At 55.0% G+C, this 23,164-nt stretch carries 20 protein-coding genes, 5 tRNA genes and 1 other RNA gene; 24 read left to right on the top strand and 2 right to left on the bottom strand.

From position 1 onward, the window contains the following. Positions 1-237 precede the first annotated feature (237 nt). The 23 genes from sucA (at position 238) to pnuC (ending at position 20,332) form a co-directional block, all read left to right on the top strand. Complete coding sequence (gene sucA, locus HCK03_RS18935) at positions 238-3,045, top strand: 2-oxoglutarate dehydrogenase E1 component (protein WP_041144635.1); 2,808 nt, start codon at positions 238-240, stop codon at positions 3,043-3,045. A 14-nt stretch (positions 3,046-3,059) separates the two neighbouring features. Next, positions 3,060-4,280 carry a 2-oxoglutarate dehydrogenase complex dihydrolipoyllysine-residue succinyltransferase gene (gene odhB, locus HCK03_RS18930; RefSeq protein ID WP_041144636.1) on the top strand — a complete coding sequence of 407 codons (1,221 nt, stop codon included), beginning with the start codon at positions 3,060-3,062 and terminating at the stop codon, positions 4,278-4,280. 121 nt (positions 4,281-4,401) lie between these two features. Then, positions 4,402-5,568 carry an ADP-forming succinate--CoA ligase subunit beta gene (sucC, locus tag HCK03_RS18925; RefSeq protein ID WP_041144637.1) on the top strand — a complete coding sequence of 389 codons (1,167 nt, stop codon included), beginning with the start codon at positions 4,402-4,404 and terminating at the stop codon, positions 5,566-5,568. Next, positions 5,568-6,437 carry a succinate--CoA ligase subunit alpha gene (sucD, locus tag HCK03_RS18920; protein ID WP_041144638.1) on the top strand — a complete coding sequence of 290 codons (870 nt, stop codon included), beginning with the start codon at positions 5,568-5,570 and terminating at the stop codon, positions 6,435-6,437. The genes sucC and sucD overlap by 1 nt, the downstream gene beginning before the upstream one ends. Before the next feature lie 1,277 nt (positions 6,438-7,714). After that, positions 7,715-9,283: a cytochrome ubiquinol oxidase subunit I gene (gene cydA / locus HCK03_RS18915; protein WP_041144639.1), complete on the top strand. Its 1,569-nt coding sequence runs from the start codon at positions 7,715-7,717 to the stop codon at positions 9,281-9,283. A gap of 15 nt (positions 9,284-9,298) precedes the next feature. Further along, entirely contained in the window at positions 9,299-10,438 is a 1,140-nt protein-coding gene (gene cydB, locus HCK03_RS18910; protein WP_167692039.1) for a cytochrome d ubiquinol oxidase subunit II, read from the top strand. 17 nt (positions 10,439-10,455) lie between these two features. Further along, the gene (gene cydX / locus HCK03_RS18905) at positions 10,456-10,569 is read left to right on the top strand and encodes a cytochrome bd-I oxidase subunit CydX (protein WP_004100325.1); all 114 of its coding nucleotides are present in this window, start codon (positions 10,456-10,458) and stop codon (positions 10,567-10,569) included. 130 nt (positions 10,570-10,699) lie between these two features. Next, positions 10,700-10,984 (top strand): cyd operon protein YbgE, encoded by a 285-nt coding sequence (ybgE, locus tag HCK03_RS18900; protein ID WP_041144641.1) that lies wholly within the window; start codon positions 10,700-10,702, stop codon positions 10,982-10,984. A gap of 285 nt (positions 10,985-11,269) precedes the next feature. Further along, a complete protein-coding gene (gene ybgC, locus HCK03_RS18895; RefSeq protein ID WP_041144642.1) occupies positions 11,270-11,674 on the top strand; it encodes a tol-pal system-associated acyl-CoA thioesterase in 405 nt (134 codons plus the stop codon). After that, positions 11,671-12,363, top strand: coding sequence for a Tol-Pal system protein TolQ (tolQ, locus tag HCK03_RS18890; RefSeq protein WP_115193300.1), 693 nt, complete (start codon positions 11,671-11,673; stop codon positions 12,361-12,363). Before ybgC ends, tolQ begins: the two co-directional genes overlap by 4 nt. A 3-nt stretch (positions 12,364-12,366) precedes the next feature. Next, the gene (gene tolR, locus HCK03_RS18885) at positions 12,367-12,795 is read left to right on the top strand and encodes a colicin uptake protein TolR (protein WP_015367661.1); all 429 of its coding nucleotides are present in this window, start codon (positions 12,367-12,369) and stop codon (positions 12,793-12,795) included. Between the two features lie 102 nt (positions 12,796-12,897). Beyond that, entirely contained in the window at positions 12,898-14,253 is a 1,356-nt protein-coding gene (gene tolA, locus HCK03_RS18880) for a cell envelope integrity protein TolA (RefSeq protein ID WP_167692038.1), read from the top strand. 129 nt (positions 14,254-14,382) lie between these two features. Further along, complete coding sequence (gene tolB / locus HCK03_RS18875; RefSeq protein ID WP_041144645.1) at positions 14,383-15,675, top strand: Tol-Pal system beta propeller repeat protein TolB; 1,293 nt, start codon at positions 14,383-14,385, stop codon at positions 15,673-15,675. 34 nt (positions 15,676-15,709) lie between these two features. Then, a complete protein-coding gene (gene pal / locus HCK03_RS18870) occupies positions 15,710-16,234 on the top strand; it encodes a peptidoglycan-associated lipoprotein Pal (protein ID WP_004859700.1) in 525 nt (174 codons plus the stop codon). Positions 16,235-16,243: 9 nt separating this feature from the next. Beyond that, entirely contained in the window at positions 16,244-17,041 is a 798-nt protein-coding gene (cpoB, locus tag HCK03_RS18865; protein WP_167692037.1) for a cell division protein CpoB, read from the top strand. A gap of 162 nt (positions 17,042-17,203) precedes the next feature. Then, positions 17,204-17,279: transfer RNA gene (locus HCK03_RS18860), tRNA-Lys, on the top strand. Between the two features lie 147 nt (positions 17,280-17,426). Beyond that, positions 17,427-17,502 (top strand) — tRNA-Val (locus tag HCK03_RS18855). A 3-nt stretch (positions 17,503-17,505) separates the two neighbouring features. Further along, positions 17,506-17,581 (top strand) — tRNA-Lys (locus tag HCK03_RS18850). A gap of 157 nt (positions 17,582-17,738) precedes the next feature. Then, positions 17,739-17,814: transfer RNA gene (locus HCK03_RS18845), tRNA-Lys, on the top strand. Positions 17,815-17,944: 130 nt separating this feature from the next. Further along, positions 17,945-18,020 (top strand) — tRNA-Lys (locus HCK03_RS18840). Positions 18,021-18,051: 31 nt separating this feature from the next. Next, positions 18,052-18,188: non-coding RNA, RtT sRNA (locus HCK03_RS18835), on the top strand. Between the two features lie 347 nt (positions 18,189-18,535). Further along, positions 18,536-19,579 (top strand): quinolinate synthase NadA, encoded by a 1,044-nt coding sequence (gene nadA, locus HCK03_RS18830; protein ID WP_134525433.1) that lies wholly within the window; start codon positions 18,536-18,538, stop codon positions 19,577-19,579. A gap of 33 nt (positions 19,580-19,612) precedes the next feature. Continuing rightward, positions 19,613-20,332: a nicotinamide riboside transporter PnuC gene (gene pnuC / locus HCK03_RS18825; protein WP_041144648.1), complete on the top strand. Its 720-nt coding sequence runs from the start codon at positions 19,613-19,615 to the stop codon at positions 20,330-20,332. Here pnuC and zitB read toward each other — a convergent pair. Continuing rightward, positions 20,329-21,267 carry a CDF family zinc transporter ZitB gene (gene zitB, locus HCK03_RS18820; protein ID WP_041144649.1) on the bottom strand — a complete coding sequence of 313 codons (939 nt, stop codon included), beginning with the start codon at positions 21,265-21,267 and terminating at the stop codon, positions 20,329-20,331. The genes pnuC and zitB overlap by 4 nt on opposite strands. A 121-nt stretch (positions 21,268-21,388) precedes the next feature. Further along, positions 21,389-21,736 (bottom strand): YbgS-like family protein, encoded by a 348-nt coding sequence (locus HCK03_RS18815; RefSeq protein ID WP_041144650.1) that lies wholly within the window; start codon positions 21,734-21,736, stop codon positions 21,389-21,391. A 318-nt stretch (positions 21,737-22,054) separates the two neighbouring features. Between HCK03_RS18815 and aroG the strand changes: the two genes are divergently transcribed. After that, on the top strand, positions 22,055-23,107 hold the full coding sequence (gene aroG, locus HCK03_RS18810; protein WP_167692036.1) for a 3-deoxy-7-phosphoheptulonate synthase AroG: 1,053 nt from the start codon (positions 22,055-22,057) through the stop codon (positions 23,105-23,107). The last annotated feature ends 57 nt before the right edge of the window (positions 23,108-23,164 follow it).

Here is a 23,164-nt window from a genome sequence, read left to right as displayed (position 1 = left end):
AGGTAAGGCGGCAACTGAACGCATCCCAGGGAGCATAGTGAACTGTGTGACCGGGGTAAGTGAAGGCAGCTAACGCAACCGCAGCCTGAACGCCGAAGATTAATGGCAGTTTTTAAAGGTTCCTTAGCGGACGCAGAAGCCACAACTCGTCCGTAATGAGTGAACCCCGGCACGTACAATCCATGTGCGTGGTAGTTTCTACGGCGAAATAAGCATATAAATGCTTAAGGGATCACGATGCAGAACGGCGCAATGAAAGCCTGGCTGGACTCTTCTTACCTCTCTGGTTCGAACCAGAGCTGGATAGAACAGCTCTATGAAGACTTCTTAACCGATCCTGACTCTGTTGACGCCAACTGGCGTTCTATGTTCCAGCAGTTACCTGGCACCGGAGTCAAACCGGATCAATTTCATTCCAAAACGCGTGATTATTTCCGTCGATTGGCGAAGGATGCCTCACGTTACACTTCTTCGATTTCCGACCCTGACACCAATGTGAAGCAGGTTAAAGTCCTGCAGCTCATCAACGCCTATCGCTTCCGCGGTCATCAGCATGCGAATCTCGATCCGCTGGGACTGTGGAAACAGGATAGAGTGGCAGATTTAGACCCGGCATACCACGATTTGACCGAGGCCGATTTCCAGGAAAGTTATAACGTAGGTTCCTTTGCCATCGGTAAAGATACGATGAAGCTGGGCGAGCTGCTGTCAGCGCTCAAACAGACCTACTGCGGTGCTATCGGCGCGGAATACATGCATATCACCTCTACCGAAGAGAAGCGCTGGATCCAGCAGCGTATTGAATCGGTAGCAGGGAAAGCCAGCTTTAGCGCGGCAGAGAAAAAACGCTTCTTAAGCGAACTGACCGCCGCTGAAGGTCTGGAACGCTACCTCGGCGCGAAATTCCCGGGCGCGAAACGCTTCTCGCTGGAAGGCGGCGATGCGCTGATCCCGATGCTCAAAGAGATGATCCGCCACGCTGGCAAAAGCGGCACCCGCGAAGTGGTGCTGGGCATGGCGCACCGCGGTCGTCTGAACGTGCTGGTCAACGTCCTCGGTAAAAAGCCGCAGGATCTGTTTGACGAGTTCGCCGGCAAGCATAAAGAACACCTCGGCACCGGCGACGTGAAGTACCACATGGGCTTCTCTTCCGATATGGAAACCGAAGGCGGTCTGGTACACCTTGCGCTGGCGTTTAACCCGTCGCACCTCGAAATCGTCAGCCCGGTGGTTATCGGTTCCGTGCGCGCCCGTCTGGATCGTCTGGACGAGCCAAGCAGCAATAAAGTGCTGCCGATTACCATTCACGGCGACGCCGCGATCACCGGTCAGGGCGTGGTTCAGGAAACCCTGAACATGTCGAAAGCCCGCGGTTACGAAGTGGGCGGTACCGTACGTATTGTTATCAACAACCAGGTGGGCTTCACGACCTCGAACCCGCTGGACGCGCGCTCTACGCCGTACTGTACCGATATCGGTAAAATGGTTCAGGCGCCGATCTTCCACGTTAACGCAGATGACCCGGAAGCCGTGGCTTTCGTTACCCGCCTGGCGCTGGATTTCCGCAATACCTTTAAACGCGATGTTCTGATCGACCTGGTGTGCTACCGCCGTCACGGCCATAACGAAGCCGATGAGCCGAGCGCAACCCAGCCGCTGATGTATCAGAAAATCAAAAAGCATCCGACTCCGCGCAAAATCTATGCTGACAAACTCGAGCAGGACAAAGTTTCGACGCTGGAAGATGCAACCGAGCAGGTCAACCTCTACCGCGACGCGCTGGATGCCGGCGAATGCGTGGTAGAAGAGTGGCGTCCGATGAACCTGCACTCCTTTACCTGGTCGCCGTACCTCAACCACGAGTGGGATGAGAGCTACCCGAGCAAGGTAGAGATGAAGCGCCTGCAGGAACTGGCTAAGCGCATCAGCACCGTGCCTGAAAGCATTGAAATGCAGTCTCGCGTCGCCAAAATTTACGGCGATCGTCAGGCGATGGCGGCCGGCGAGAAGCTGTTTGACTGGGGCGCGGCGGAAAACCTGGCCTACGCGACGCTGGTTGATGAAGGCATTCCGATTCGTCTGTCCGGCGAGGACTCCGGTCGCGGCACCTTCTTCCACCGCCACTCGGTTATTCATAACCAGGTGAACGGCTCAACCTATATTCCGCTGCAGCACGTGCACAACGGCCAGGAGCATTTCAAAGTCTGGGACTCCGTGCTCTCTGAAGAAGCGGTACTGGCGTTTGAATACGGCTATGCCACCGCGGAACCGCGTACCCTGACTATCTGGGAAGCGCAGTTCGGTGACTTCGCCAACGGCGCTCAGGTTGTGATCGACCAGTTCATCAGCTCAGGCGAGCAGAAGTGGGGCCGGATGTGTGGCCTGGTGATGCTGCTGCCGCACGGCTACGAAGGCCAGGGCCCGGAGCACTCTTCCGCGCGTCTGGAGCGCTATCTGCAGCTCTGCGCCGAGCAGAACATGCAGGTTTGCGTCCCGTCTACCCCGGCACAGGTTTACCACATGCTGCGTCGTCAGGCGCTGCGCGGTATGCGCCGTCCGCTGGTGGTGATGTCACCGAAGTCGCTGCTGCGCCACCCGCTGGCGGTTTCCAGCCTCGACGAGCTGGCAAACGGCACCTTCCTGCCGGCTATCGGCGAAGTGGACGATCTCGACCCGAAAGCCGTGAAGCGCGTGGTACTGTGCTCTGGTAAAGTTTATTACGACCTGCTGGAGCAGCGTCGTAAGAACGACCAAAAAGATGTCGCTATCGTGCGCGTAGAGCAGCTCTATCCGTTCCCGCATCAGGCGGTACAGGAAGCGCTGAAGCCTTATGCGCAGGTGCATGATTTTGTCTGGTGTCAGGAAGAACCGCTCAACCAGGGCGCGTGGTACTGCAGCCAGCATCACTTCCGCGAAGTGATTCCGTTTGGGGCCTCTCTGCGTTATGCAGGCCGCCCGGCCTCCGCCTCTCCGGCGGTAGGATATATGTCCGTTCACCAGAAACAGCAACAAGATCTGGTCAATGACGCGCTGAACGTCGATTAATTAAAGGATACATAATGAGTAGCGTAGATATTCTGGTTCCCGACCTGCCTGAGTCCGTAGCTGACGCGACCGTTGCGACCTGGCATAAAAAACCGGGCGATAGCGTCCAGCGTGATGAAGTGCTGGTGGAAATCGAAACTGACAAAGTGGTACTGGAAGTACCGGCATCAGCGGACGGCATTCTGGAAGCAGTGCTGGAAGACGAAGGCGCAACCGTGCTTTCTCGTCAAATTCTGGGCCGCCTGCGTGAAGGCAACAGCGCGGGCAAAGAGTCCGGTGCGAAGTCCGATGCGAAAGAGTCCACCCCGGCTCAGCGTCAGCAGGCTTCTCTGGAAGAGCAGAGTAACGATGCGCTCAGCCCGGCGATCCGTCGCCTGCTGGCTGAACATAACCTCGATGCGAGCGCGATCAAAGGCTCCGGCGTTGGCGGCCGTCTGACCCGTGAAGATGTTGAAAAACATCTGGCGGCAGCGCCGGCTAAAGCGGAAACCAAGGCGCCGGCTGCGGCCGCTGCTCCGGTTGCTCAGCTGGGCCACCGCTCTGAAAAACGCGTTCCGATGACCCGTCTGCGCAAACGCGTGGCCGAGCGTCTGCTGGAAGCGAAAAACTCTACCGCCATGCTGACGACCTTCAACGAAGTCAACATGAAGCCGATTATGGATCTGCGCAAGCAGTACGGCGACGCGTTCGAAAAACGTCACGGCATCCGCCTGGGCTTTATGTCCTTCTACGTGAAAGCGGTCGTGGAAGCGCTGAAGCGCTATCCGGAAGTGAACGCCTCCATCGATGGCGACGACGTGGTTTATCATAACTACTTCGACGTCAGCATGGCCGTATCGACGCCGCGTGGCCTGGTAACGCCGGTTCTGCGCGATGTCGATCTGCTGGGCATGGCGGATATCGAAAAGAATATTAAAGAGCTGGCACTGAAAGGCCGCGACGGCAAGCTGACCGTTGACGATCTGATCGGCGGTAACTTCACCATTACCAACGGCGGCGTCTTCGGGTCTCTGATGTCTACGCCAATCATCAACCCACCGCAGAGCGCAATTCTGGGTATGCATGCCATTAAAGATCGTCCGATGGCGGTCAATGGCAAGGTAGAAATTCTGCCGATGATGTACCTCGCGCTCTCCTACGACCACCGTCTGATCGATGGACGTGAATCGGTAGGCTTCCTGGTAGCGATTAAAGAGCTGCTGGAAGACCCGACTCGTCTGCTGCTGGACGTGTAGCGATCATGGCCCGGCAGCGTTCAGCGTGCCGGGCCAATAAAAACATCATCAGCGCTGTAAACGGCGATTTATCGCCTTACAGACTAAATGATAACGATTACCTGAAGGATGGACTGAACACATGAACTTACATGAATATCAGGCAAAACAACTGTTTGCCCGCTATGGCTTACCGGCGCCGGTGGGTTATGCCTGTACTACTCCGCGCGAAGCAGAAGAAGCCGCTTCAAAAATCGGTGCGGGTCCGTGGGTAGTGAAATGTCAGGTTCACGCTGGCGGCCGCGGTAAAGCGGGCGGTGTGAAAGTAGTTAACAGCAAAGAAGACATTCGCGCATTTGCTGAACATTGGCTCGGCAAACGCCTGGTGACCTACCAGACGGATGCGCACGGCCAGCCGGTTAACCAAATCCTGGTTGAAGCGGCGACCGATATCGCCAAAGAGCTCTATCTTGGCGCCGTGGTTGACCGTAGCTCCCGTCGCGTTGTGTTCATGGCTTCCACCGAAGGCGGCGTGGAAATCGAAAAAGTGGCGGAAGAGACGCCGCACCTGATCCACAAAATTGCTATCGACCCGCTGGCGGGCCCGATGCCTTACCAGGGCCGTGAGCTGGCGTTCAAACTGGGTCTGGAAGGTAAGCAGGTTCAGCAGTTCACCAAGATCTTCATGGGGCTGGCGAATATTTTCCTCGAGCGCGATCTGGCGCTGATCGAAATCAACCCGCTGGTTATCACCAAACAGGGCGACCTGATCTGCCTCGACGGCAAGCTGGGCGCCGATGGCAATGCCCTGTTCCGTCAGCCGGATCTGCGCGAAATGCGCGACCAGTCTCAGGAAGATCCGCGTGAAGCTCAGGCTGCACAGTGGGAGCTGAACTACGTTGCGCTGGACGGCAACATCGGCTGTATGGTTAACGGCGCAGGCCTGGCGATGGGCACCATGGACATCGTTAAGCTGCACGGCGGCGAACCGGCTAACTTCCTTGACGTTGGCGGCGGCGCAACCAAAGAGCGCGTAACCGAAGCGTTTAAAATCATCCTTTCCGACAGCAATGTTAAAGCCGTACTGGTTAACATCTTCGGCGGTATCGTGCGTTGCGACCTGATCGCTGACGGCATTATCGGCGCGGTAGAGGAAGTGGGCGTTAACGTTCCGGTGGTCGTTCGTCTGGAAGGTAACAATGCCGAACTGGGCGCGAAGAAACTGGCTGACAGCGGCCTGAATATTATTGCAGCGAAAAGTCTGACGGACGCAGCGCAGCAGGTTGTTGCTGCAGTGGAGGGGAAATAATGTCCATTTTAATTGATAAAAACACCAAGGTTATCTGCCAGGGCTTTACCGGTAGCCAGGGGACTTTCCACTCCGAACAAGCGATCGCTTACGGTACGCAGATGGTCGGCGGCGTGACGCCGGGCAAAGGCGGCACCACGCATCTGGGCCTGCCGGTGTTCAACACCGTGCGCGAAGCCGTAGACGCAACCGGCGCAACCGCGACCGTTATCTACGTACCGGCTCCGTTCTGCAAAGACTCCATTCTGGAAGCTATCGATGCGGGCATTAAGCTCATCATCACCATCACCGAAGGTATCCCGACGCTGGATATGCTGACCGTGAAGGTGAAGCTGGATGAAGCCGGCGTGCGCATGATCGGCCCTAACTGCCCGGGCGTTATCACCCCTGGCGCATGCAAAATCGGCATCATGCCGGGCCACATTCACCAGCCGGGTAAAGTGGGTATCGTTTCCCGTTCCGGTACGCTGACCTATGAAGCGGTTAAGCAGACTACTGACTACGGCTTCGGCCAGTCTACCTGCGTCGGTATCGGCGGTGACCCGATCCCGGGTTCTAACTTCATCGATATCCTGAAGCTGTTCCAGGAAGACCCGCAGACCGAAGCGATCGTGATGATCGGTGAGATCGGCGGCAGCGCTGAAGAAGAAGCGGCAGCCTACATCAAAGAGCACGTAACCAAGCCGGTAGTGGGTTATATCGCCGGTGTGACCGCGCCGAAAGGCAAGCGTATGGGCCACGCAGGCGCCATCATCGCCGGCGGTAAAGGCACGGCTGACGAGAAGTTTGCTGCCCTGGAAGCGGCCGGTGTGAAAACCGTTCGTAGCCTGGCAGACATCGGCGAAGCGCTGAAATCTATCATTAAGTAAATGTAATAAAACGGCCCCTGCTATTCGATCGCTGAGAGTGAATAGCTCGGGGCCGGTCCAGTTTCGACATGGTTGGCCACCTTCCGGTGGCCTTTTTTATGCGCCGCTCCCGCTAATATTTCCGACCTTTTCCGTTACGCCGACTACGGCGATCAATAACGCCCGTGACTCGGGCCGTTTTTTTACGCGCTCTCCTCAGGAGCATCGGCTATCAATGCAGGACGAGCTGAAGGTTTAATGACCTCATTTAAATCAATGTTAATCAAGGGGTTACTTTAATTTTGTTTGCAGGGTATAGGCCATAAATAGCGGCTTAAATAAGGCTGAGTTTATATTTTTACACGATATTTTATTTTTATCATCGATGTTAAATAACGATTTAATAACGTTATAAAATCGTTTTTAAATTAATTCTCAACGGGTATAAAACGGTGCCTGGGCGAGGGCGGTTTTCTGCATATGTTCTTTTAAACCCCGGAGGTGATGGCAGAACCCTTTGTTATATATTTATTTTTTTGCAGGGCGCAAGAGGGGAGGGCTGACCAGCATTGGGCATTATTCTTTACGCCGTCAGCGTGGTGGCGCGAGGCATGGCCAGAACATCGCGGCGGTAGCGGAGCGGCATCCCTGCTTCGTCGATTGTGAGATAGTTTCCCTGCGGTGTTAAGTGTTGGTAAAAACAATGATAAATAAAATAAGTTGAAAATAAACGGGCAATAACTTGATAAAAAAAATCCGTGAGCTATGCGGCATTATTTGCCGATAGTCTCCCGTCCCGGCATTGTCCCTTCCGCTTAAAAGACGATCCGGCTTTAAATAAATCGACTATCATTTTCAGTAACTGATGACACCTTCGCAAAACATATCTTTAACCTATCGTTTACTAGCGTTGCACATAGTAAACATAATTAACATTCAAAATGAAAATTGATTTAAATCAATGTTTAACTGTTGGAAAAAAATGAGAAATGGAGTTAAATTGTCGCCGATCAAATTGGCCGAAAACCGGTATTTTCGCTATAAATTGATCGCTGTCGAAAAGCGCAAATTTATCTCAATAAAAACCTATTTATTGTAAGGGATTTGCAGCGTAATATAACCACGGGATCAATTTGGGTGTTTTTTTAACATGTTTGTAACTTTTCTCCATTACCGTTTCCTCTCAGGAAGAAAGGGTACGGCGAAAAGGCGCAAATAAATTTGTATTGGGGCATGTGTGTGACCCTTTCTAACGGGGTTCACTCTCGGAGTCTTCATGCGATGAGCAAGGAGTCATGATGTTAGATATAGTCGAACTGTCGCGCTTACAGTTTGCCTTGACCGCGATGTACCACTTCCTTTTTGTGCCACTGACGCTCGGTATGGCGTTCCTGCTGGCCATCATGGAAACGGTTTACGTCCTTTCCGGCAAACAGATTTATAAAGATATGACCAAATTCTGGGGCAAGTTGTTTGGTATCAACTTTGCGCTGGGTGTAGCAACCGGTTTGACCATGGAGTTCCAGTTCGGGACAAACTGGTCTTATTACTCTCACTACGTGGGCGATATCTTCGGTGCGCCGCTGGCCATTGAAGGGCTGATGGCCTTCTTCCTCGAATCTACCTTTGTCGGTCTGTTCTTCTTCGGCTGGGATCGTCTGGGCAAAGTACAGCACATGGCGGTAACCTGGCTGGTGGCTCTGGGGTCCAACCTTTCCGCACTGTGGATCCTCGTGGCTAACGGCTGGATGCAAAACCCGATCGCCTCGGACTTCAACTTCGAAACCATGCGTATGGAGATGGTCAGCTTCTCCGAGCTGGTGTTGAACCCGGTTGCTCAGGTGAAGTTTGTCCACACCGTCGCCTCTGGTTACGTCTGCGGCGCGATGTTCGTTCTGGGCATCAGCTCCTACTATATGCTGCGCGGTCGCGACTTCGCCTTCGCTAAACGCTCCTTTGCCATCGCGGCAAGCTTCGGTATGGCCGCTATTCTCTCCGTTATCGTTCTCGGTGATGAGTCCGGTTACGAAATGGGCGACGTGCAGAAGACCAAACTCGCGGCTATCGAAGCCGAATGGGAAACGCAGCCGGCACCGGCCGCCTTCACCCTGTTTGGTATTCCCGATCAGGATGCGCAAAAAAACCGCTTCGCGATTCAAATTCCGTATGCGTTGGGGATTATTGCCACCCGTTCCGTGGATAAGCAGGTTACCGGTCTGAAAGAGCTGCTCGTTCAGCACGAAGCGCGTATCCGCAACGGCATGAAGGCCTACACCCTGCTTGAAGAGCTGCGTGCTGGTTCGAAAGATCAGGCCGTTCGTGACGAATTCAACAGCGTCAAGAAAGACCTTGGCTACGGGCTGCTGCTGAAACGCTATACGCCGAACGTCTCCGACGCGACGGAAGCTCAGATTGCGCTGGCAACGAAGGACTCGATCCCTCGCGTGGCTCCGCTGTACTTTGCCTTCCGTATCATGGTTGCCTGCGGCATTTTGATGCTGGGTATTATTGCGGCCTCCTTCTGGACGGTTATCCGCAATCAGGTCGGCGAGAAAAAATGGCTGCTGCGCATCGCGCTTTACGCTATTCCGCTGCCGTGGATTGCCATCGAATCCGGCTGGTTCGTTGCTGAATACGGCCGTCAGCCGTGGGCGATAGGTGAGGTCTTGCCGACCGCGGTGGCGAACTCCTCGCTGACCGCCGCTGACCTGATCTTCTCGATGTTGCTGATTTGCGGTCTGTACACCCTGTTCCTGGTGGCGGAGCTGTACCTGATGTTCAAATTCGCACGCCGTGGCCCAAGCAGCCTGAAAACCGGTCGCTACCATTTTGAGCAGTCTTCCGCGACTACTCAGCCGGCACGCTAAGACAGGAGTCGTCAAATGATCGATTATGAAGTATTGCGTTTAATCTGGTGGCTGCTGATCGGCATTCTGCTGATTGGTTTTGCCGTCACCGATGGCTTCGACATGGGGGTGGGCATGCTCACCCGCTTCCTCGGTCGTAACGACACCGAGCGTCGAATCATGATCAACTCCATTGCTCCACACTGGGACGGAAACCAGGTATGGCTGATTACCGCGGGCGGCGCGCTGTTTGCTGCCTGGCCGACGGTCTATGCCGCGGCGTTTTCCGGCTTCTACGTGGCAATGATTCTGGTGCTGGCGTCTCTGTTCTTCCGTCCGGTTGGTTTCGACTACCGCTCGAAGATTGAGGACACCCGCTGGCGTAACATGTGGGACTGGGGCATCTTCATCGGTAGCTTCGTGCCGCCGCTGGTGATCGGCGTGGCGTTCGGTAACCTGCTGCAGGGCGTGCCGTTCCACCTGGATGAATACATGCGCCTGTACTACACGGGTAACTTCTTCCAGCTGCTGAATCCGTTTGGCCTGCTGGCCGGCGTAGTGAGTGTGGCGATGATCCTGACCCAGGGCGCGACCTACCTGCAGATGCGTACCGTCGGTGAACTGCACCTGCGTGCTCGCGTCACCTCACAGGTTGCGGCACTGGTCACGCTGGTCTGCTTCCTGCTGGCAGGCGTTTGGGTGGTCTACGGTATCGATGGTTACGTGGTGACCTCGGTTATCGACCGCGCAGCGCCGTCTAACCCGCTGACGAAAGAAGTGGCGCGTCAGGCCGGTGCGTGGATGGTCAACTTCAACAACATGCCGTCGCTGTGGGCCATCCCTGCGCTGGGCGTCGTGCTGCCGCTGTTGACTATTCTGACCTCACGGCTGGAGAAGGGCGCTCTGGCGTTTGTCTCTTCCTCCATCACTCTGGCGTGTATCATCCTGACTGCGGGTATCGCTATGTTCCCATTCATCATGCCGTCCAGCACGATGATGAACGTTAGCCTGACCATGTGGGATGCGACCTCCAGCCAGCTGACGCTGAACCTGATGACCTATGTGGCGATTGTCTTCGTGCCGATTATTCTGGGCTACACCAGCTGGTGTTACTGGAAAATGTTTGGCCGCATCACCAGAGAAGACATCGAAAAGAACACCCACTCGCTGTACTAAGGTAAGGAGCTATATATATGTGGTATTTCGCATGGATTTTGGGAACGCTTCTTGCCTGTGCTTTTGGGGTTATCACCGCGCTGGCGCTTGAGCACGTGGAAGCCACCAAAGCAGGTAAAGAAGAACACTGATGAGAGTTATCGCAACGCGATATACGAAATCAGTCGGGTTGCATCGAGGCGGCAAGCCAGGGAATCCCCGGGAGCTTACTGAGGTAAGCGACTGGGGTAAGCGGACGCAGCCAACAAGGAGGCAACACGAATGATAAAATATATCTATGCGATAATGGATAAGCGCCCGCTCAGGGCGCTTTCTCTGGTGATGGCGCTGCTGCTGGCGGGCTGCATTTTCTGGGATCCGTCGCGCTTTGCGGCGAAAACCAGCGAGCTTGAAATCTGGCATGGTTTCCTGCTGATGTGGGCCGTTTGTGCCGGCGTTATCCACGGCGTGGGCTTTCGTCCGCGCGCCGTTTTCTGGCAGGGGATTTTCTGTCCACTTATCGCTGATATTGTCCTCATAACCGGGCTTTTCTTTTTCTTCTTTTGAAAGATAAGAGTATAAGAGAACTCTGGTAACCTCATGGGCTTGCATAAGCCCATAAAAATTTACTCGCCGTTTACTTTCTCCCATTCCAAACCACGATTCCCGCGCGTATAGTAGCGAAGTTTGAAAGCACTAATCTTTTTTTGCATTACCGGGATGTAAAGTGAACACAACGCGATATACAACGGCATTCTCAATGCATCGCGGCGGCAGGTACGCAAATCACCGGGAGCTTACAAGAGTAAGTGACTGGCGTGAGTGGACGAAGCCAACAAAGAGGCAGCAGGAATGAATAAGTATATGTTTCGATGGCCGGTTCGGGTCTACTACGAAGATACCGATGCCGGTGGTGTGGTTTACCACGCCAGCTACGTCGCTTTTTATGAAAGAGCACGTACAGAGATGCTGCGCCACCATCACTTCAGTCAGCAGGTTTTGTTGGCTGAGCGAGTTGCCTTCGTGGTTCGCAAAATGACGCTTGAATATTTTGCGCCCGCCAGACTCGACGACATGCTCGAAATCCAGACGGAAATATCTTCGATGCGAGGCACCTCTTTGGTCTTCACGCAGCGAATCGTCAACGCCGAGAATACAGTGTTAAACGAAGCTGAGGTTCTCATTGTGTGCGTTGATCCACTCTTAATGAAGCCTCGTGCGCTTCCCAAGTCTATTGTCGCGGAGTTTAAGCAGTGACTGACATGAATATCCTTGATTTGTTCCTGAAGGCCAGCCTTCTGGTTAAACTTATCATGTTGATTTTGATTGGTTTTTCTATCGCTTCCTGGGCTATCATTATTCAGAGAACGCGTATCCTCAATACCGCAACCCGCGAGGCTGAGGCCTTTGAAGACAAGTTCTGGTCGGGTATTGAGCTTTCTCGCCTGTACCAGGAAAGCCAGGGGCGTCGCGATAACCTGGCCGGTTCGGAACAGATTTTCTATAGTGGTTTCAAAGAGTTTGCTCGTCTGCATCGCGCAAACAACCATGCGCCAGAGGCGGTGGTTGAAGGGGCATCGCGCGCCATGCGTATCTCCATGAACCGCGAGCTGGAAACCCTGGAAACGCATATCCCGTTCCTCGGAACCGTCGGCTCCATCAGTCCGTATATCGGCCTGTTTGGTACCGTTTGGGGGATTATGCATGCCTTTATCGCCCTTGGTGCGGTGAAGCAGGCGACCCTGCAGATGGTTGCGCCGGGTATCGCCGAAGCGCTTATCGCCACGGCAATCGGCCTGTTTGCAGCAATCCCGGCGGTAATGGCCTATAACCGTTTGAACCAGCGGGTGAACAAACTTGAACTGAACTACGACAACTTTATGGAAGAGTTCACCGCGATTCTGCACCGTCAGGCGTTTACCAGCAGCGAAAGCAATAAGGGGTAAGCCATGGCCAGAGCACGTGGACGCGGACGTCGCGAACTGAAGTCCGAGATCAACATCGTTCCGCTGCTGGATGTCTTGTTGGTGCTGCTGCTGATCTTTATGGCAACAGCGCCGATCATTACGCAGAGCGTAGAGGTCGACCTGCCGGATGCTACCGAATCGCAGGCGGTTAAAAGCAACGACGAACCGCCGGTGATCGTTGAAGTTTCCGGCGTCGGGCAGTACAGCGTGAAAGTTGGCCAGGAAACGCTGTCGCAGCTGCCGCCGGAGCAGGTTATTGCCGAAGCGAAGCGCCGACTCGAGGCCAATGAGAAAACGGTGTTCCTGATCGGCGGTGCGAAGGACGTACCTTACGATGAAATTATTAAAGCGCTTAACCTGTTGCATAGCGCAGGGGTTAAATCGGTTGGCTTAATGACCAAGCCTATTTAATCGCTTCAGATATGTGCGCCCGCCGGACGCAGGCGACGAGATAAACAGGCTCGTCGCCTGCGAGAAAAGCGGGAACAGGCGAACAGTTTTTGGGAACCGATAGTGTCAAAGGCAACCGAACAAAACGACAAGCTTAAACGAGCCATCATAGTTTCAGTCGTGCTGCACATCATTCTGATCGCGCTGCTGATCTGGAGTTCGTTCGATGAGCATCTGGATACTTCGTCCGGTGGAGGAGGAGGCTCTTCCATTGATGCGGTGATGGTCGATCCTGGGGCGGTCGTTAACAACTACAACCGTCAGCAGCAGCAGCAGGCCAGTTCGCGCCGCGCCGCGGAGCAACGCGAAAAGCAGGCTCAGCAGCAGGCCGAAGAGCTGCGTGAAAAACAAGCCGCAGAGCAGGAGCGCCTGAAGCAGCTGGAGCAGGATCGTCTGCAGGCTCAGGAAGCGGCTAAAGAAGCGAAAGAACAGCAGAAGCAGGCTGAAGAGGCGGCAGAGAAAGCGGCTGCAGCGGCGAAAGCGCAAGCTGACACTCAGGCGAAAGAAGCGCAGGAAGCGGCGGCGAAAGCCGCTGCCGATGCAAAAGCGAAGGCTGATGCCCAGGCTAAAGTAGCGGAAGCTGCGGCAGCCAAGGCCGCCGCCGATGCGAAAAAGCAGGCGGAAGCTGAAGCGGCGAAAGCCGCAGCTGACGCGCAGAAGAAGGCCGAGGCGAAAGCTGCGGCAGACGCGCAGAAGAAAGCTGAAGCCGATGCGGCTAAAAAAGCGCAGCAGCAGGCTGAGAAGAAAGCCCAGCAGGACGCGGCTAAACAGGCCGCCGCCGAGAAGGCTGCGGCAGAGAAAGCCGCAGAGAAAGCGGCTGCAGCCAAAGCCGCCTCTGAAAAGGCCGCCTCTGAAAAGGCCGCGGCTGATAAAGCCGCAGCAGCAGAAAAAGCGGAGAAAGCCGCTGCCGCCAAAGCTGCAGCCGCCGAAAAAGCGGCCGCGGATAAGGCTGCTAAGGCCGCCGCAGCGAAAGCCGCAGCCGGTAAAGCCGCCGCCGCGAAGAAAGCCGCGGCAGCGAAAGAAGCTGACGGCGTTGACGACCTGCTCGGCGATCTGAGTTCGGGTAAGAATGCGCCGAAAGGTGGCGGAGCGAAAGGTCAGGGGCAGCCGTCGAACTCAACCGGCACCTCGGGCAGCAACGGCGGGGCGTCTGGCGCAGATATCAGCGGCTACGCGTCGCAGATTCGTAATGCTATTCAGAGCCGATTGTACGGTGCTGATTTGTATGCAGGAAAGTCTTGTGTGCTGCATATCAAGCTGGGTCCTGATGGGCAATTGCTTGATATACAACAGGAAGGTGGGGATCCGGCTCTTTGCCAGGCAGCATTGACTGCGGCCAAAACGGCGAGGATTCCGAAACCACCTAGCCAGGCAGTTTATGAGAAAGTAAAAGATGCCAAACTAGACTTTAAACTGTGATAGTTTTCCCCGTGAAAACGGGGCAAAACAATCTATGGTTGTTACCGGGTTTTGGTAGTTTTGTGTATTTGAGTTTGTTAACATTCTGCTAAATTATCGTGGGCCTTCCGCCCGGATAAGGGAGATATGATGAAGCAGGCATTACGAGTAGCATTTGGTTTTTTAATGCTGTGGGCAGCTGTGCTGCACGCAGAAGTACGTATCGAGATCACCCAAGGGGTGGACTCGGCACGCCCGATCGGCGTTGTACCGTTCCAGTGGGCCGGACCGGGTGCTGCACCTGAAGATATTGGCGGTGTGGTGGCGGCTGACCTGCGCAACAGCGGTAAATTCAACCCGCTGGATCGCTCGCGTCTGCCTCAACAGCCGGGAACCGCGCAGGAAGTTCAACCTGCCGCATGGTCCGCGCTGGGTATTGACGCCGTGGTCGTAGGTCAGGTCACGCCAAACCCGGACGGTTCTTACAACGTTGCTTACCAGCTGGTTGACACCGGCGGTGCGCCGGGGACGATTCTGGCACAAAACTCTTATAAGGTGACTAAACAGTACCTTCGCTATGCGGGTCACACCGCCAGCGATGCGGTATTTGAGAAGCTGACCTCTATTAAGGGCGCGTTCCGTACCCGTATTGCTTACGTTGTACAGACCAACGGCGGCCAGTTCCCTTATGAGCTGCGCGTTTCCGACTACGATGGCTACAACCAGTTTGTTGTCCACCGTTCGCCGCAGCCGCTGATGTCTCCGGCATGGTCTCCGGACGGTTCTAAGCTGGCTTACGTTACCTTCGAAAGCGGTCGTTCTGCGCTGGTCGTTCAGACCCTGGCTAACGGCGCGGTGCGTCAGATTGCCTCGTTCCCGCAGCATAACGGCGCGCCGGCGTTCTCGCCGGACGGCAGCAAGCTGGCCTTCGCGCTGTCGAAAACCGGTAGCCTGAACCTGTACGTGATGGATCTGGGCTCTGGTCAGATTCGTCAGGTGACCAACGGTCGTAGCAACAACACCGAACCAACCTGGTTCCCGGACAGTCAAAACCTGGCCTTTACTTCTGACCAGGCCGGTCGTCCGCAGGTGTACAAAGTCAGCGTTGGCGGCGGTACTCCGCAGCGTATTTCCTGGGAAGGTTCGCAGAACCAGGATGCGGACGTCAGCAGTGACGGTAAATTTATGGTAATGGTGAGCTCGGCCAGCGGCCAGCAGCACATTGCCAAACAAGATCTGGTAGCGGGTGGCGTACAAGTTCTGTCGTCAACGTTCCTGGACGAAACGCCAAGTCTGGCACCTAACGGCACTATGGTAATCTACAGCTCTTCTCAGGGGATGGGATCCGTGCTGAATCTGGTTTCTACAGATGGGCGTTTCAAAGCGCGTCTTCCGGCGACTGATGGACAGGTAAAATTCCCTGCCTGGTCTCCGTATCTGTGATAATAAATAATTGATTATTAAAGGAATCAAAGAAATGCAACTGAACAAAGTGCTGAAAGGGCTGATGATCGCTCTGCCGGTTATGGCAATCGCGGCGTGTTCTTCCAACAAGAACGCCAGCAACGACCAGAGCGGTGAAGGCATGCTGGGTGCCGGCACTGGTATGGATGCTAACGCTAACGGCGGCAACATGTCTTCCGAAGAGCAGGCTCGTCTGCAGATGCAGCAGCTGCAGCAGAACAACATCGTTTACTTCGATCTGGACAAGTACGATATCCGTTCTGACTTCGCTGCAATGCTGGATGCGCACGCTAACTTCCTGCGTAGCAACCCGTCCTATAAAGTGACCGTTGAAGGTCACGCGGATGAGCGCGGTACTCCGGAATACAACATCGCTCTGGGTGAGCGTCGTGCTAACGCCGTTAAGATGTATCTGCAGGGCAAAGGTGTTTCTGCTGACCAGATCTCCATCGTTTCTTACGGTAAAGAAAAACCTGCAGTACTGGGCCACGACGAAGCGGCTTACGCCAAAAACCGTCGCGCCGTACTGGTTTACTAAGAGAATTGCATGAGCAGTAACTTCAGACATCATCTGTTGAGTCTGTCGTTACTGGTTGGCATAGCGGCCCCCTGGGCCGCTTTTGCTCAGGCGCCAATCAGTAGTGTCGGCTCAGGCTCGGTCGAAGACCGCGTCACTCAACTCGAGCGTATTTCTAACGCTCACAGTCAGCTTTTAACTCAGCTTCAGCAACAGCTCTCCGATAACCAGAACGATATTGATTCCCTGCGCGGTCAGATTCAGGAAAGTCAGTATCAGCTTAATCAGGTTGTTGAGCGCCAGAAACAGATCCTGCTGCAAATTAACGGTATGAGCAGCGGTGGGGCTACGCCGGATGCACAGGCGCCGGCGGCATCGTCCGACGACGCGCAGGGCGCAGCGGCCGCTACGGCGGCTCCAGCGGCGAACTCCGGCGCTCCGGCGCTGACCGGAGATGCCAATACTGATTACAACGCCGCTATTGCGCTGGTGAAGGATTCGTCCCGCCAGGACGATGCGATGGCTGCGTTTCAGAATTTCGTCAAAAAGTACCCGGATTCAACGTATCAACCGAACGCCAACTACTGGCTCGGTCAGTTGAATTACAACAAGGGGAAAAAAGACGATGCGGCCTACTATTTTGCTTCGGTGGTGAAGAATTACCCTAAATCCCCAAAAGCGCCGGATGCGATGTTTAAAGTCGGCGTGATCATGCAGGACAAAGGTGATACCGCAAAAGCGAAGGCCGTTTACCAGCAGGTGGTCGGTAAATTTCCTGGGACCGATGGCGCGAAACAAGCTCAGAAACGCCTTAACGCTCTCGGCTGATTATGCCATGACCAGAAATTGCAGTATTTCTGGTCGTGTCGCATGAATCCTAAGCAGTCAGATGTTTTTTATCGAAATACTTGTTGCGCTGAATTCTTAAATCAGTAATATATGCCGCCGTTGCCAAGGGATATCGAACAAGCCTGAAGCGATAAAAAAAGTGGGTCGTTAGCTCAGTTGGTAGAGCAGTTGACTTTTAATCAATTGGTCGCAGGTTCGAATCCTGCACGACCCACCAATCGTTCTGGTGGAACGCGATAGTAAAACGTGAAGGATAACGTTGCATTAGCAACGGCCCGTAGGGCGAGGCGCAGCCGAGTCATCCTGCACAACCCACCACTAATTAATGACTAAGTTAATTAGTAGCAGTATCCAGCGTAGTATCGGGTGATTAGCTCAGCTGGGAGAGCACCTCCCTTACAAGGAGGGGGTCGGCGGTTCGATCCCGTCATCACCCACCACTCGGGTCGTTAGCTCAGTTGGTAGAGCAGTTGACTTTTAATCAATTGGTCGCAGGTTCGAATCCTGCACGACCCACCAATTTTAACGTCTTACTCAGATGTTAAGCGTGAAGGATAACATTGCGCAGCAATGGCCCGTAGGGCGAGCGCAAGCGAGTCATCCTGCACGACCCACCAATTTTATTGGTGCCGAGTGCCGAGTGCCGAGTGAAGAATGATTCAGGTAGTACCCGAGCGGGTCGTTAGCTCAGTTGGTAGAGCAGTTGACTTTTAATCAATTGGTCGCAGGTTCGAATCCTGCACGACCCACCAACGCTTAAGGTATTTACCGGTAGAGACAGTGAAGGATAACGTTGCGCAGCAACGGCCCGTAGGGCGAGGCAAAGCCGAGTCATCCTGCACGACCCACCGGCCTGAATGATTAAAGTAGTAAACCCGCAAGGGGTCGTTAGCTCAGTTGGTAGAGCAGTTGACTTTTAATCAATTGGTCGCAGGTTCGAATCCTGCACGACCCACCAATGTAGAAAGGCGCCCTAAAGGCGCCTTTTTGCTATTTCCAATTCGTGCTGGATGAGAACCTGCTGCAGGTTCGACAAAATCGCCGGGAGCGATTTTGCATCGCCACCTGTGGCGACCCGCAGGGCGAGTCTCAGGATGAGACGAGTGATATCCTGCACGACCCACCAATCTAAAAAGGTGCCCTAAAGGCGCCTTTTTACTATCTGCGATATATAAGATTCGAACCTACAGCACGTTCGACAAAATCGCCACTTGTGGCGACCCGCAGGGCGAGTCTCAGGATGAGACGAGTGATATCCTGCACGACCCACCAACGCAATAGCCGCCTTTTTGCTCTTCGCGATATACAAGCTTCAACCCGCAGCGTTATCCCTTTTCCCACGGATAAATTCCCCACGACATTTTCTGTACAATCGGCTATCTTGTTTAGCATATAAAACACTACGGCCGTCCCGGTGCCGCGTGAAGGCATTTTAACGGTCTTTGAGTTAAGCCAGTAAAACGAGATTGCAAGATGAGCGTAATGTTTGACCCTGAAACGGCGATTTATCCTTTTCCCCCCAAGCCGATGCCGTTAAGCCGCGATGAAAAGCACTTTTATCGCGAAAAGATAAAGCGCCTGCTGCGCGAACGCGATGCGGTAATGGTTGCCCACTACTATACCGACCCCGAAATTCAGCAGCTGGCGGAAGAGACCGGCGGCTGCATCGCCGACTCGCTTGAAATGGCGCGCTTTGGCGCCCGGCACCCGGCATCCACGCTGCTGGTCGCCGGCGTGCGTTTCATGGGGGAAACGGCAAAAATCCTCAGTCCGGAAAAAAAAATCCTGATGCCGACGCTCCACGCCGAGTGCTCCCTCGATCTCGGCTGCCCCATCGATGAGTTCAATCAATTTTGCGATGCGCATCCTGACCGCACCGTGGTGGTCTACGCCAACACCTCCGCGGCGGTTAAGGCCCGCGCTGACTGGGTGGTGACCTCCAGCATTGCGGTTGAGCTGATTGAGCATCTTGATAGCCTGGGCGAAAAAATCATTTGGGCGCCGGACCGCCATCTGGGCAACTACGTGCAAAAACAGACCGGCGCAGACGTCCTGTGCTGGCAGGGCGCCTGTATTGTTCACGATGAATTTAAAACCCAGGCGCTGAGCAGAATGAAGTCGCTGTACCCTGAGGCCGCGGTGCTGGTCCATCCGGAATCGCCGCAGTCAATTGTCGATATGGCCGATGCCGTCGGCTCTACCAGTCAGCTGATCAATGCGGCGAGAACGCTGCCTCAGCGCCAGCTGATTGTCGCCACCGATCGCGGCATCTTCTATAAAATGCAGCAGGCGGTACCGGAGAAAGAGCTGCTGGAGGCGCCGACGGCCGGTGAAGGCGCTACCTGCCGCAGCTGCGCCCACTGCCCGTGGATGGCGATGAACGGCCTGAAGGCGATTGCAGAAGGCCTCGAGCACGGCGGCGCAGCGCACGAGATTCAGGTTGACGAGCAGCTGCGGACCGGCGCATTAATCCCGCTTAACAGAATGCTGGATTTTGCGGCTACACTACGGGGATAACCGACAACGCGTGCAATACGCTCTGGGGATAAGATGGATTTTTTAAGTACGCAGAATATTTTGGTACATATACCCATTGGCGCCGGGGGATACGACCTCTCGTGGATTGAGGCCGTCGGGACGATTGCCGGTCTGCTGTGCATCTGGCTGGCGAGTCTGGAAAAGATCGGCAACTATGCCTTTGGGCTGATTAACGTCACCCTGTTTGCCATTATCTTCTTCCAGATCCAGCTCTATGCCAGCCTGCTGCTGCAGGTATTTTTCTTCGTGGCGAACGTCTACGGCTGGTACGCATGGTCGCGGCAGACCAGCAGCCATGAGGCCGCGCTGCAAATCCGTTGGCTACCGCTGCCCAAAGCGCTGGGCTGGCTGGCGGCGTGCGTGGTGGCGATTGGCCTGATGACGGTATTTATCGATCCGGTGTTCGCATTCCTGACGCGGGTGGCGGTGACGCTAATGCAGGGGCTGGGGCTGCAGGTCGCCATGCCGGCGCTACAGCCGGATGCCTTCCCGTTCTGGGACTCCTGCATGATGGTGCTGTCGATAGCCGCCATGATCCTGATGACCCGCAAATACGTTGAGAACTGGCTACTGTGGGTGATCATTAACGTGATCAGCGTGGTCATTTTTGCGCGCCAGGGCGTCTATGCGATGTCGCTGGAATACCTGCTGCTGACCTTTATTGCGCTCAACGGTAGCCGGATGTGGATCAACAGCGCGCGTGAGCGGGGTTCTCACGCGTTTTCTCGCTAATGATGATGCTGATGGGCGTGTCCGGAGTGAGCCATGTTAAGGCGGCACTCCGGGCCGCTGCAGGGCTGATACTCCATCTGCACGGTTGCGTGCTCAACGTCATACTTGTGATGCAAAAATTCCTGAATACGATTCAGCAGGGCGTCGTGATCGTGCGGCGGGACGACCTGGACGTGCAGCGTCATCACCGTTTTTTCTCCGACCAGCCAGACGTGGACATGATGCACGTCGCGGACTTCGGCCACCGAGCGGCGTAAATCACGCTTCAGGCCTTCAACATCCAGCGAACGCGGCGCGCCTTCCAGCAGTTCGTTCAGGCTCTCCTGCAGCAGGCGCCAGGCGCTGCGCAGTACCAGGCATGACACCAGCACCGACAGAATCGGGTCAATCGGGGTCCAGCCGGTGGTTAAAATCACTATTGCGGCGACGATCGCCCCTACCGAACCGAGTAAATCACCCAGCACGTGCAGCGCCGCGGCGCGAACGTTAAGGTTGCGCTCCTCGCCGCCGCGGTGAAGGATCCAGAAGGCCATAATATTGGCCAGCAGCCCGGCAACGGCGATCGCCATCATCGGCGCCCCGGCGACGGGCTGCGGATGGTTAAAACGCTGAATCGCTTCCCATACGATAAGAATGGTAATCACCACCAGCGCGATGGCGTTGACGAAGGCGGCGAGGGTCGTCAGACGCAGCCAGCCGAAGGTATGGCGGGCGTTGGGCGGGCGGCGGGCAAAACGGACGGCCAGCAGGGCGAAGAGCAGGGCGGCGGAGTCGGTGAGCATATGCCCGGCGTCGGCCAGCAGCGCCAGAGAGCCTGAGAGCGCACCGCCAATGGCTTCAACCACCATAAAGCCGGCGGTAATGATAAAGGCCAGCAGCAGGCGGCGAGCGTTATTATCCTGCGGCTGCTGAGCTGAAGTATGCGAGTGCGCCATGGTGTCATCCCCTGATTATTATCATTATTACTGTATGACATCATACCGATTTTCGGTGAATAAAATAAAAAAGGAGAGCCTCGGCTCCCCTTATTTTCAGCCCTTATTTCAGGCGTGGATGCTACTGTGTCGTCCCGTCCGTTTTGCTGCCGTTATCGCTCGGGGTACTTTCCGGGCAGCGGCCATCCTTGCACATCGCGTTTTTATGCGCTTCGTCGCTGGTCATCCCGTCATGGTTCATGGTTGAACCGTCGGAGTTAAGCATCTTGTCGCCAGAGTTAATCTTGTCGTTATCAACCTTGTTTGGCGCGACGTTGGCGCGGGCATCAGGTGCGACCTGCCCGGCATCAGCGGAGGCGTTGGCCTGTCCGTTGTTGGATTGGGCGCCGGTATCTGCAGCCAGCGCGGCGGCGCTGCTCAGGCCAAGGGTGGCGGCTAAAAAGAGTGGGGTGAGGATGGTCATTTTCATAGGATGCTCCTGTTATGGTCGATATGTCGGATAACCTCTTCCAACAGTGCATGTGCCAGCGCTCGCTCGCGCTCTATGGTTAAAAGCTTCACATCAATAAGTTACATCAGCACGGAATACTGATTAGCGGCGTGAAGATTGCTCTTAACAGTTAAAAATTGTAGCTCATGGCCTGTTTTTCGCTTCTTTATTGCGAATTTTAATCTATTTTCAGGATTAATCTGTCGTCACTGTAAAATCACGTTTACACTTTTTGAACGAAGAGATAGATTGGAGGGATTGCATTTAAATAGATAAGATGGCAGAGCTGGAAAGAAAATGAATTATCAGAACGACGATTTACGCATTAAAGAGATCAACGAATTACTCCCTCCCGTTGCGCTTCTCGAAAAGTTTCCCGCGACCGAAAATGCTGCTAACACCGTTGCGCATGCTCGTAAAGCGATCCACCAGATCCTCAAGGGCAACGACGATCGCCTGCTGGTGGTGATTGGGCCCTGCTCAATTCACGATACGGCTGCGGCGAAAGAGTATGCTGAGCGCCTGCTGACGCTGCGAGAAGAGCTGAAAGGCGAGCTGGAAGTGGTGATGCGCGTCTATTTCGAGAAACCGCGCACTACCGTCGGCTGGAAGGGGCTTATCAACGATCCGCACATGGATAACAGCTTCCGCATCAACGACGGCCTGCGCATTGCGCGTAAGCTGCTGCTGGAAATTAACGACAGCGGGCTGCCGGCGGCGGGCGAATTCCTTGATATGATCACGCCTCAGTACGTGGCTGACCTGATGAGCTGGGGCGCAATCGGCGCGCGTACCACCGAATCTCAGGTTCACCGCGAGCTCTCCTCAGGCCTCTCCTGCCCGGTTGGCTTTAAAAACGGCACCGACGGGACGATTAAAGTCGCGATTGATGCGATTAATGCCGCCGGGGCGCCGCACTGCTTCCTGTCGGTGACCAAGTGGGGTCATTCGGCGATTGTGAACACCAGCGGCAACAGCGACTGCCATATCATCCTGCGCGGGGGCAAAGAGCCGAACTACAGCGCGAAGCACGTTGCTGAAGTGAAGGTCGGGCTGGCGAAAGCGGGTCTGCCGGTGCAGATCATGATTGATTTCAGCCACGCCAACTCCAGCAAACAGTTTAAGAGACAAATGGACGTGGGTAGCGACGTTTGCCAGCAGATTGCCGGCGGCGAGCAGGCGATTATGGGCGTGATGATTGAAAGCCATCTGGTGGAAGGGAGCCAGAGCCTGGAGAGCGGAGAGCCGCTGACCTACGGTAAGAGCGTGACCGATGCCTGCATTGGCTGGGAAGACACCGATACCATCCTGCGTCAGCTGGCGAATGCGGTGAAAGCCCGCCGCGGATAGTACCGTTCGCCGTCCGTGCGCGAAGCGTGGGCGGAATGAAGAACAAAAAAAAGCGTG

It is taken from the genome of Klebsiella terrigena (genome assembly GCF_012029655.1).
In the GTDB taxonomy this organism is placed as follows: Bacteria; Pseudomonadota; Gammaproteobacteria; order Enterobacterales; family Enterobacteriaceae; genus Klebsiella; species Klebsiella terrigena.
Note: the sequence above shows the minus strand (reverse complement) of the source record. Positions and strands in the feature narration are given on the sequence as shown.

What these genes read in the sequence shown, in the direction of transcription:
- cpoB (WP_167692037.1), top strand. Translation starts at nt 16,244, where the DNA reads ATGAGCAGTAACTTCAGACATCATCTGTTGAGTCTGTCGTTACTGGTT.
- tolB (WP_041144645.1), top strand. Translation starts at nt 14,383, where the DNA reads ATGAAGCAGGCATTACGAGTAGCATTTGGTTTTTTAATGCTGTGGGCA.
- ybgE (WP_041144641.1), top strand. Translation starts at nt 10,700, where the DNA reads ATGATAAAATATATCTATGCGATAATGGATAAGCGCCCGCTCAGGGCG.
- aroG (WP_167692036.1), top strand. Translation starts at nt 22,055, where the DNA reads ATGAATTATCAGAACGACGATTTACGCATTAAAGAGATCAACGAATTA.
- cydA (WP_041144639.1), top strand. Translation starts at nt 7,715, where the DNA reads ATGTTAGATATAGTCGAACTGTCGCGCTTACAGTTTGCCTTGACCGCG.
- zitB (WP_041144649.1), bottom strand. Translation starts at nt 21,267, where the DNA reads ATGGCGCACTCGCATACTTCAGCTCAGCAGCCGCAGGATAATAACGCT.
- cydX (WP_004100325.1), top strand. Translation starts at nt 10,456, where the DNA reads ATGTGGTATTTCGCATGGATTTTGGGAACGCTTCTTGCCTGTGCTTTT.
- sucA (WP_041144635.1), top strand. Translation starts at nt 238, where the DNA reads ATGCAGAACGGCGCAATGAAAGCCTGGCTGGACTCTTCTTACCTCTCT.
- pal (WP_004859700.1), top strand. Translation starts at nt 15,710, where the DNA reads ATGCAACTGAACAAAGTGCTGAAAGGGCTGATGATCGCTCTGCCGGTT.
- tolR (WP_015367661.1), top strand. Translation starts at nt 12,367, where the DNA reads ATGGCCAGAGCACGTGGACGCGGACGTCGCGAACTGAAGTCCGAGATC.
- odhB (WP_041144636.1), top strand. Translation starts at nt 3,060, where the DNA reads ATGAGTAGCGTAGATATTCTGGTTCCCGACCTGCCTGAGTCCGTAGCT.
- ybgC (WP_041144642.1), top strand. Translation starts at nt 11,270, where the DNA reads ATGAATAAGTATATGTTTCGATGGCCGGTTCGGGTCTACTACGAAGAT.
- sucC (WP_041144637.1), top strand. Translation starts at nt 4,402, where the DNA reads ATGAACTTACATGAATATCAGGCAAAACAACTGTTTGCCCGCTATGGC.
- HCK03_RS18815 (WP_041144650.1), bottom strand. Translation starts at nt 21,736, where the DNA reads ATGAAAATGACCATCCTCACCCCACTCTTTTTAGCCGCCACCCTTGGC.
- nadA (WP_134525433.1), top strand. Translation starts at nt 18,536, where the DNA reads ATGAGCGTAATGTTTGACCCTGAAACGGCGATTTATCCTTTTCCCCCC.
- cydB (WP_167692039.1), top strand. Translation starts at nt 9,299, where the DNA reads ATGATCGATTATGAAGTATTGCGTTTAATCTGGTGGCTGCTGATCGGC.
- pnuC (WP_041144648.1), top strand. Translation starts at nt 19,613, where the DNA reads ATGGATTTTTTAAGTACGCAGAATATTTTGGTACATATACCCATTGGC.
- sucD (WP_041144638.1), top strand. Translation starts at nt 5,568, where the DNA reads ATGTCCATTTTAATTGATAAAAACACCAAGGTTATCTGCCAGGGCTTT.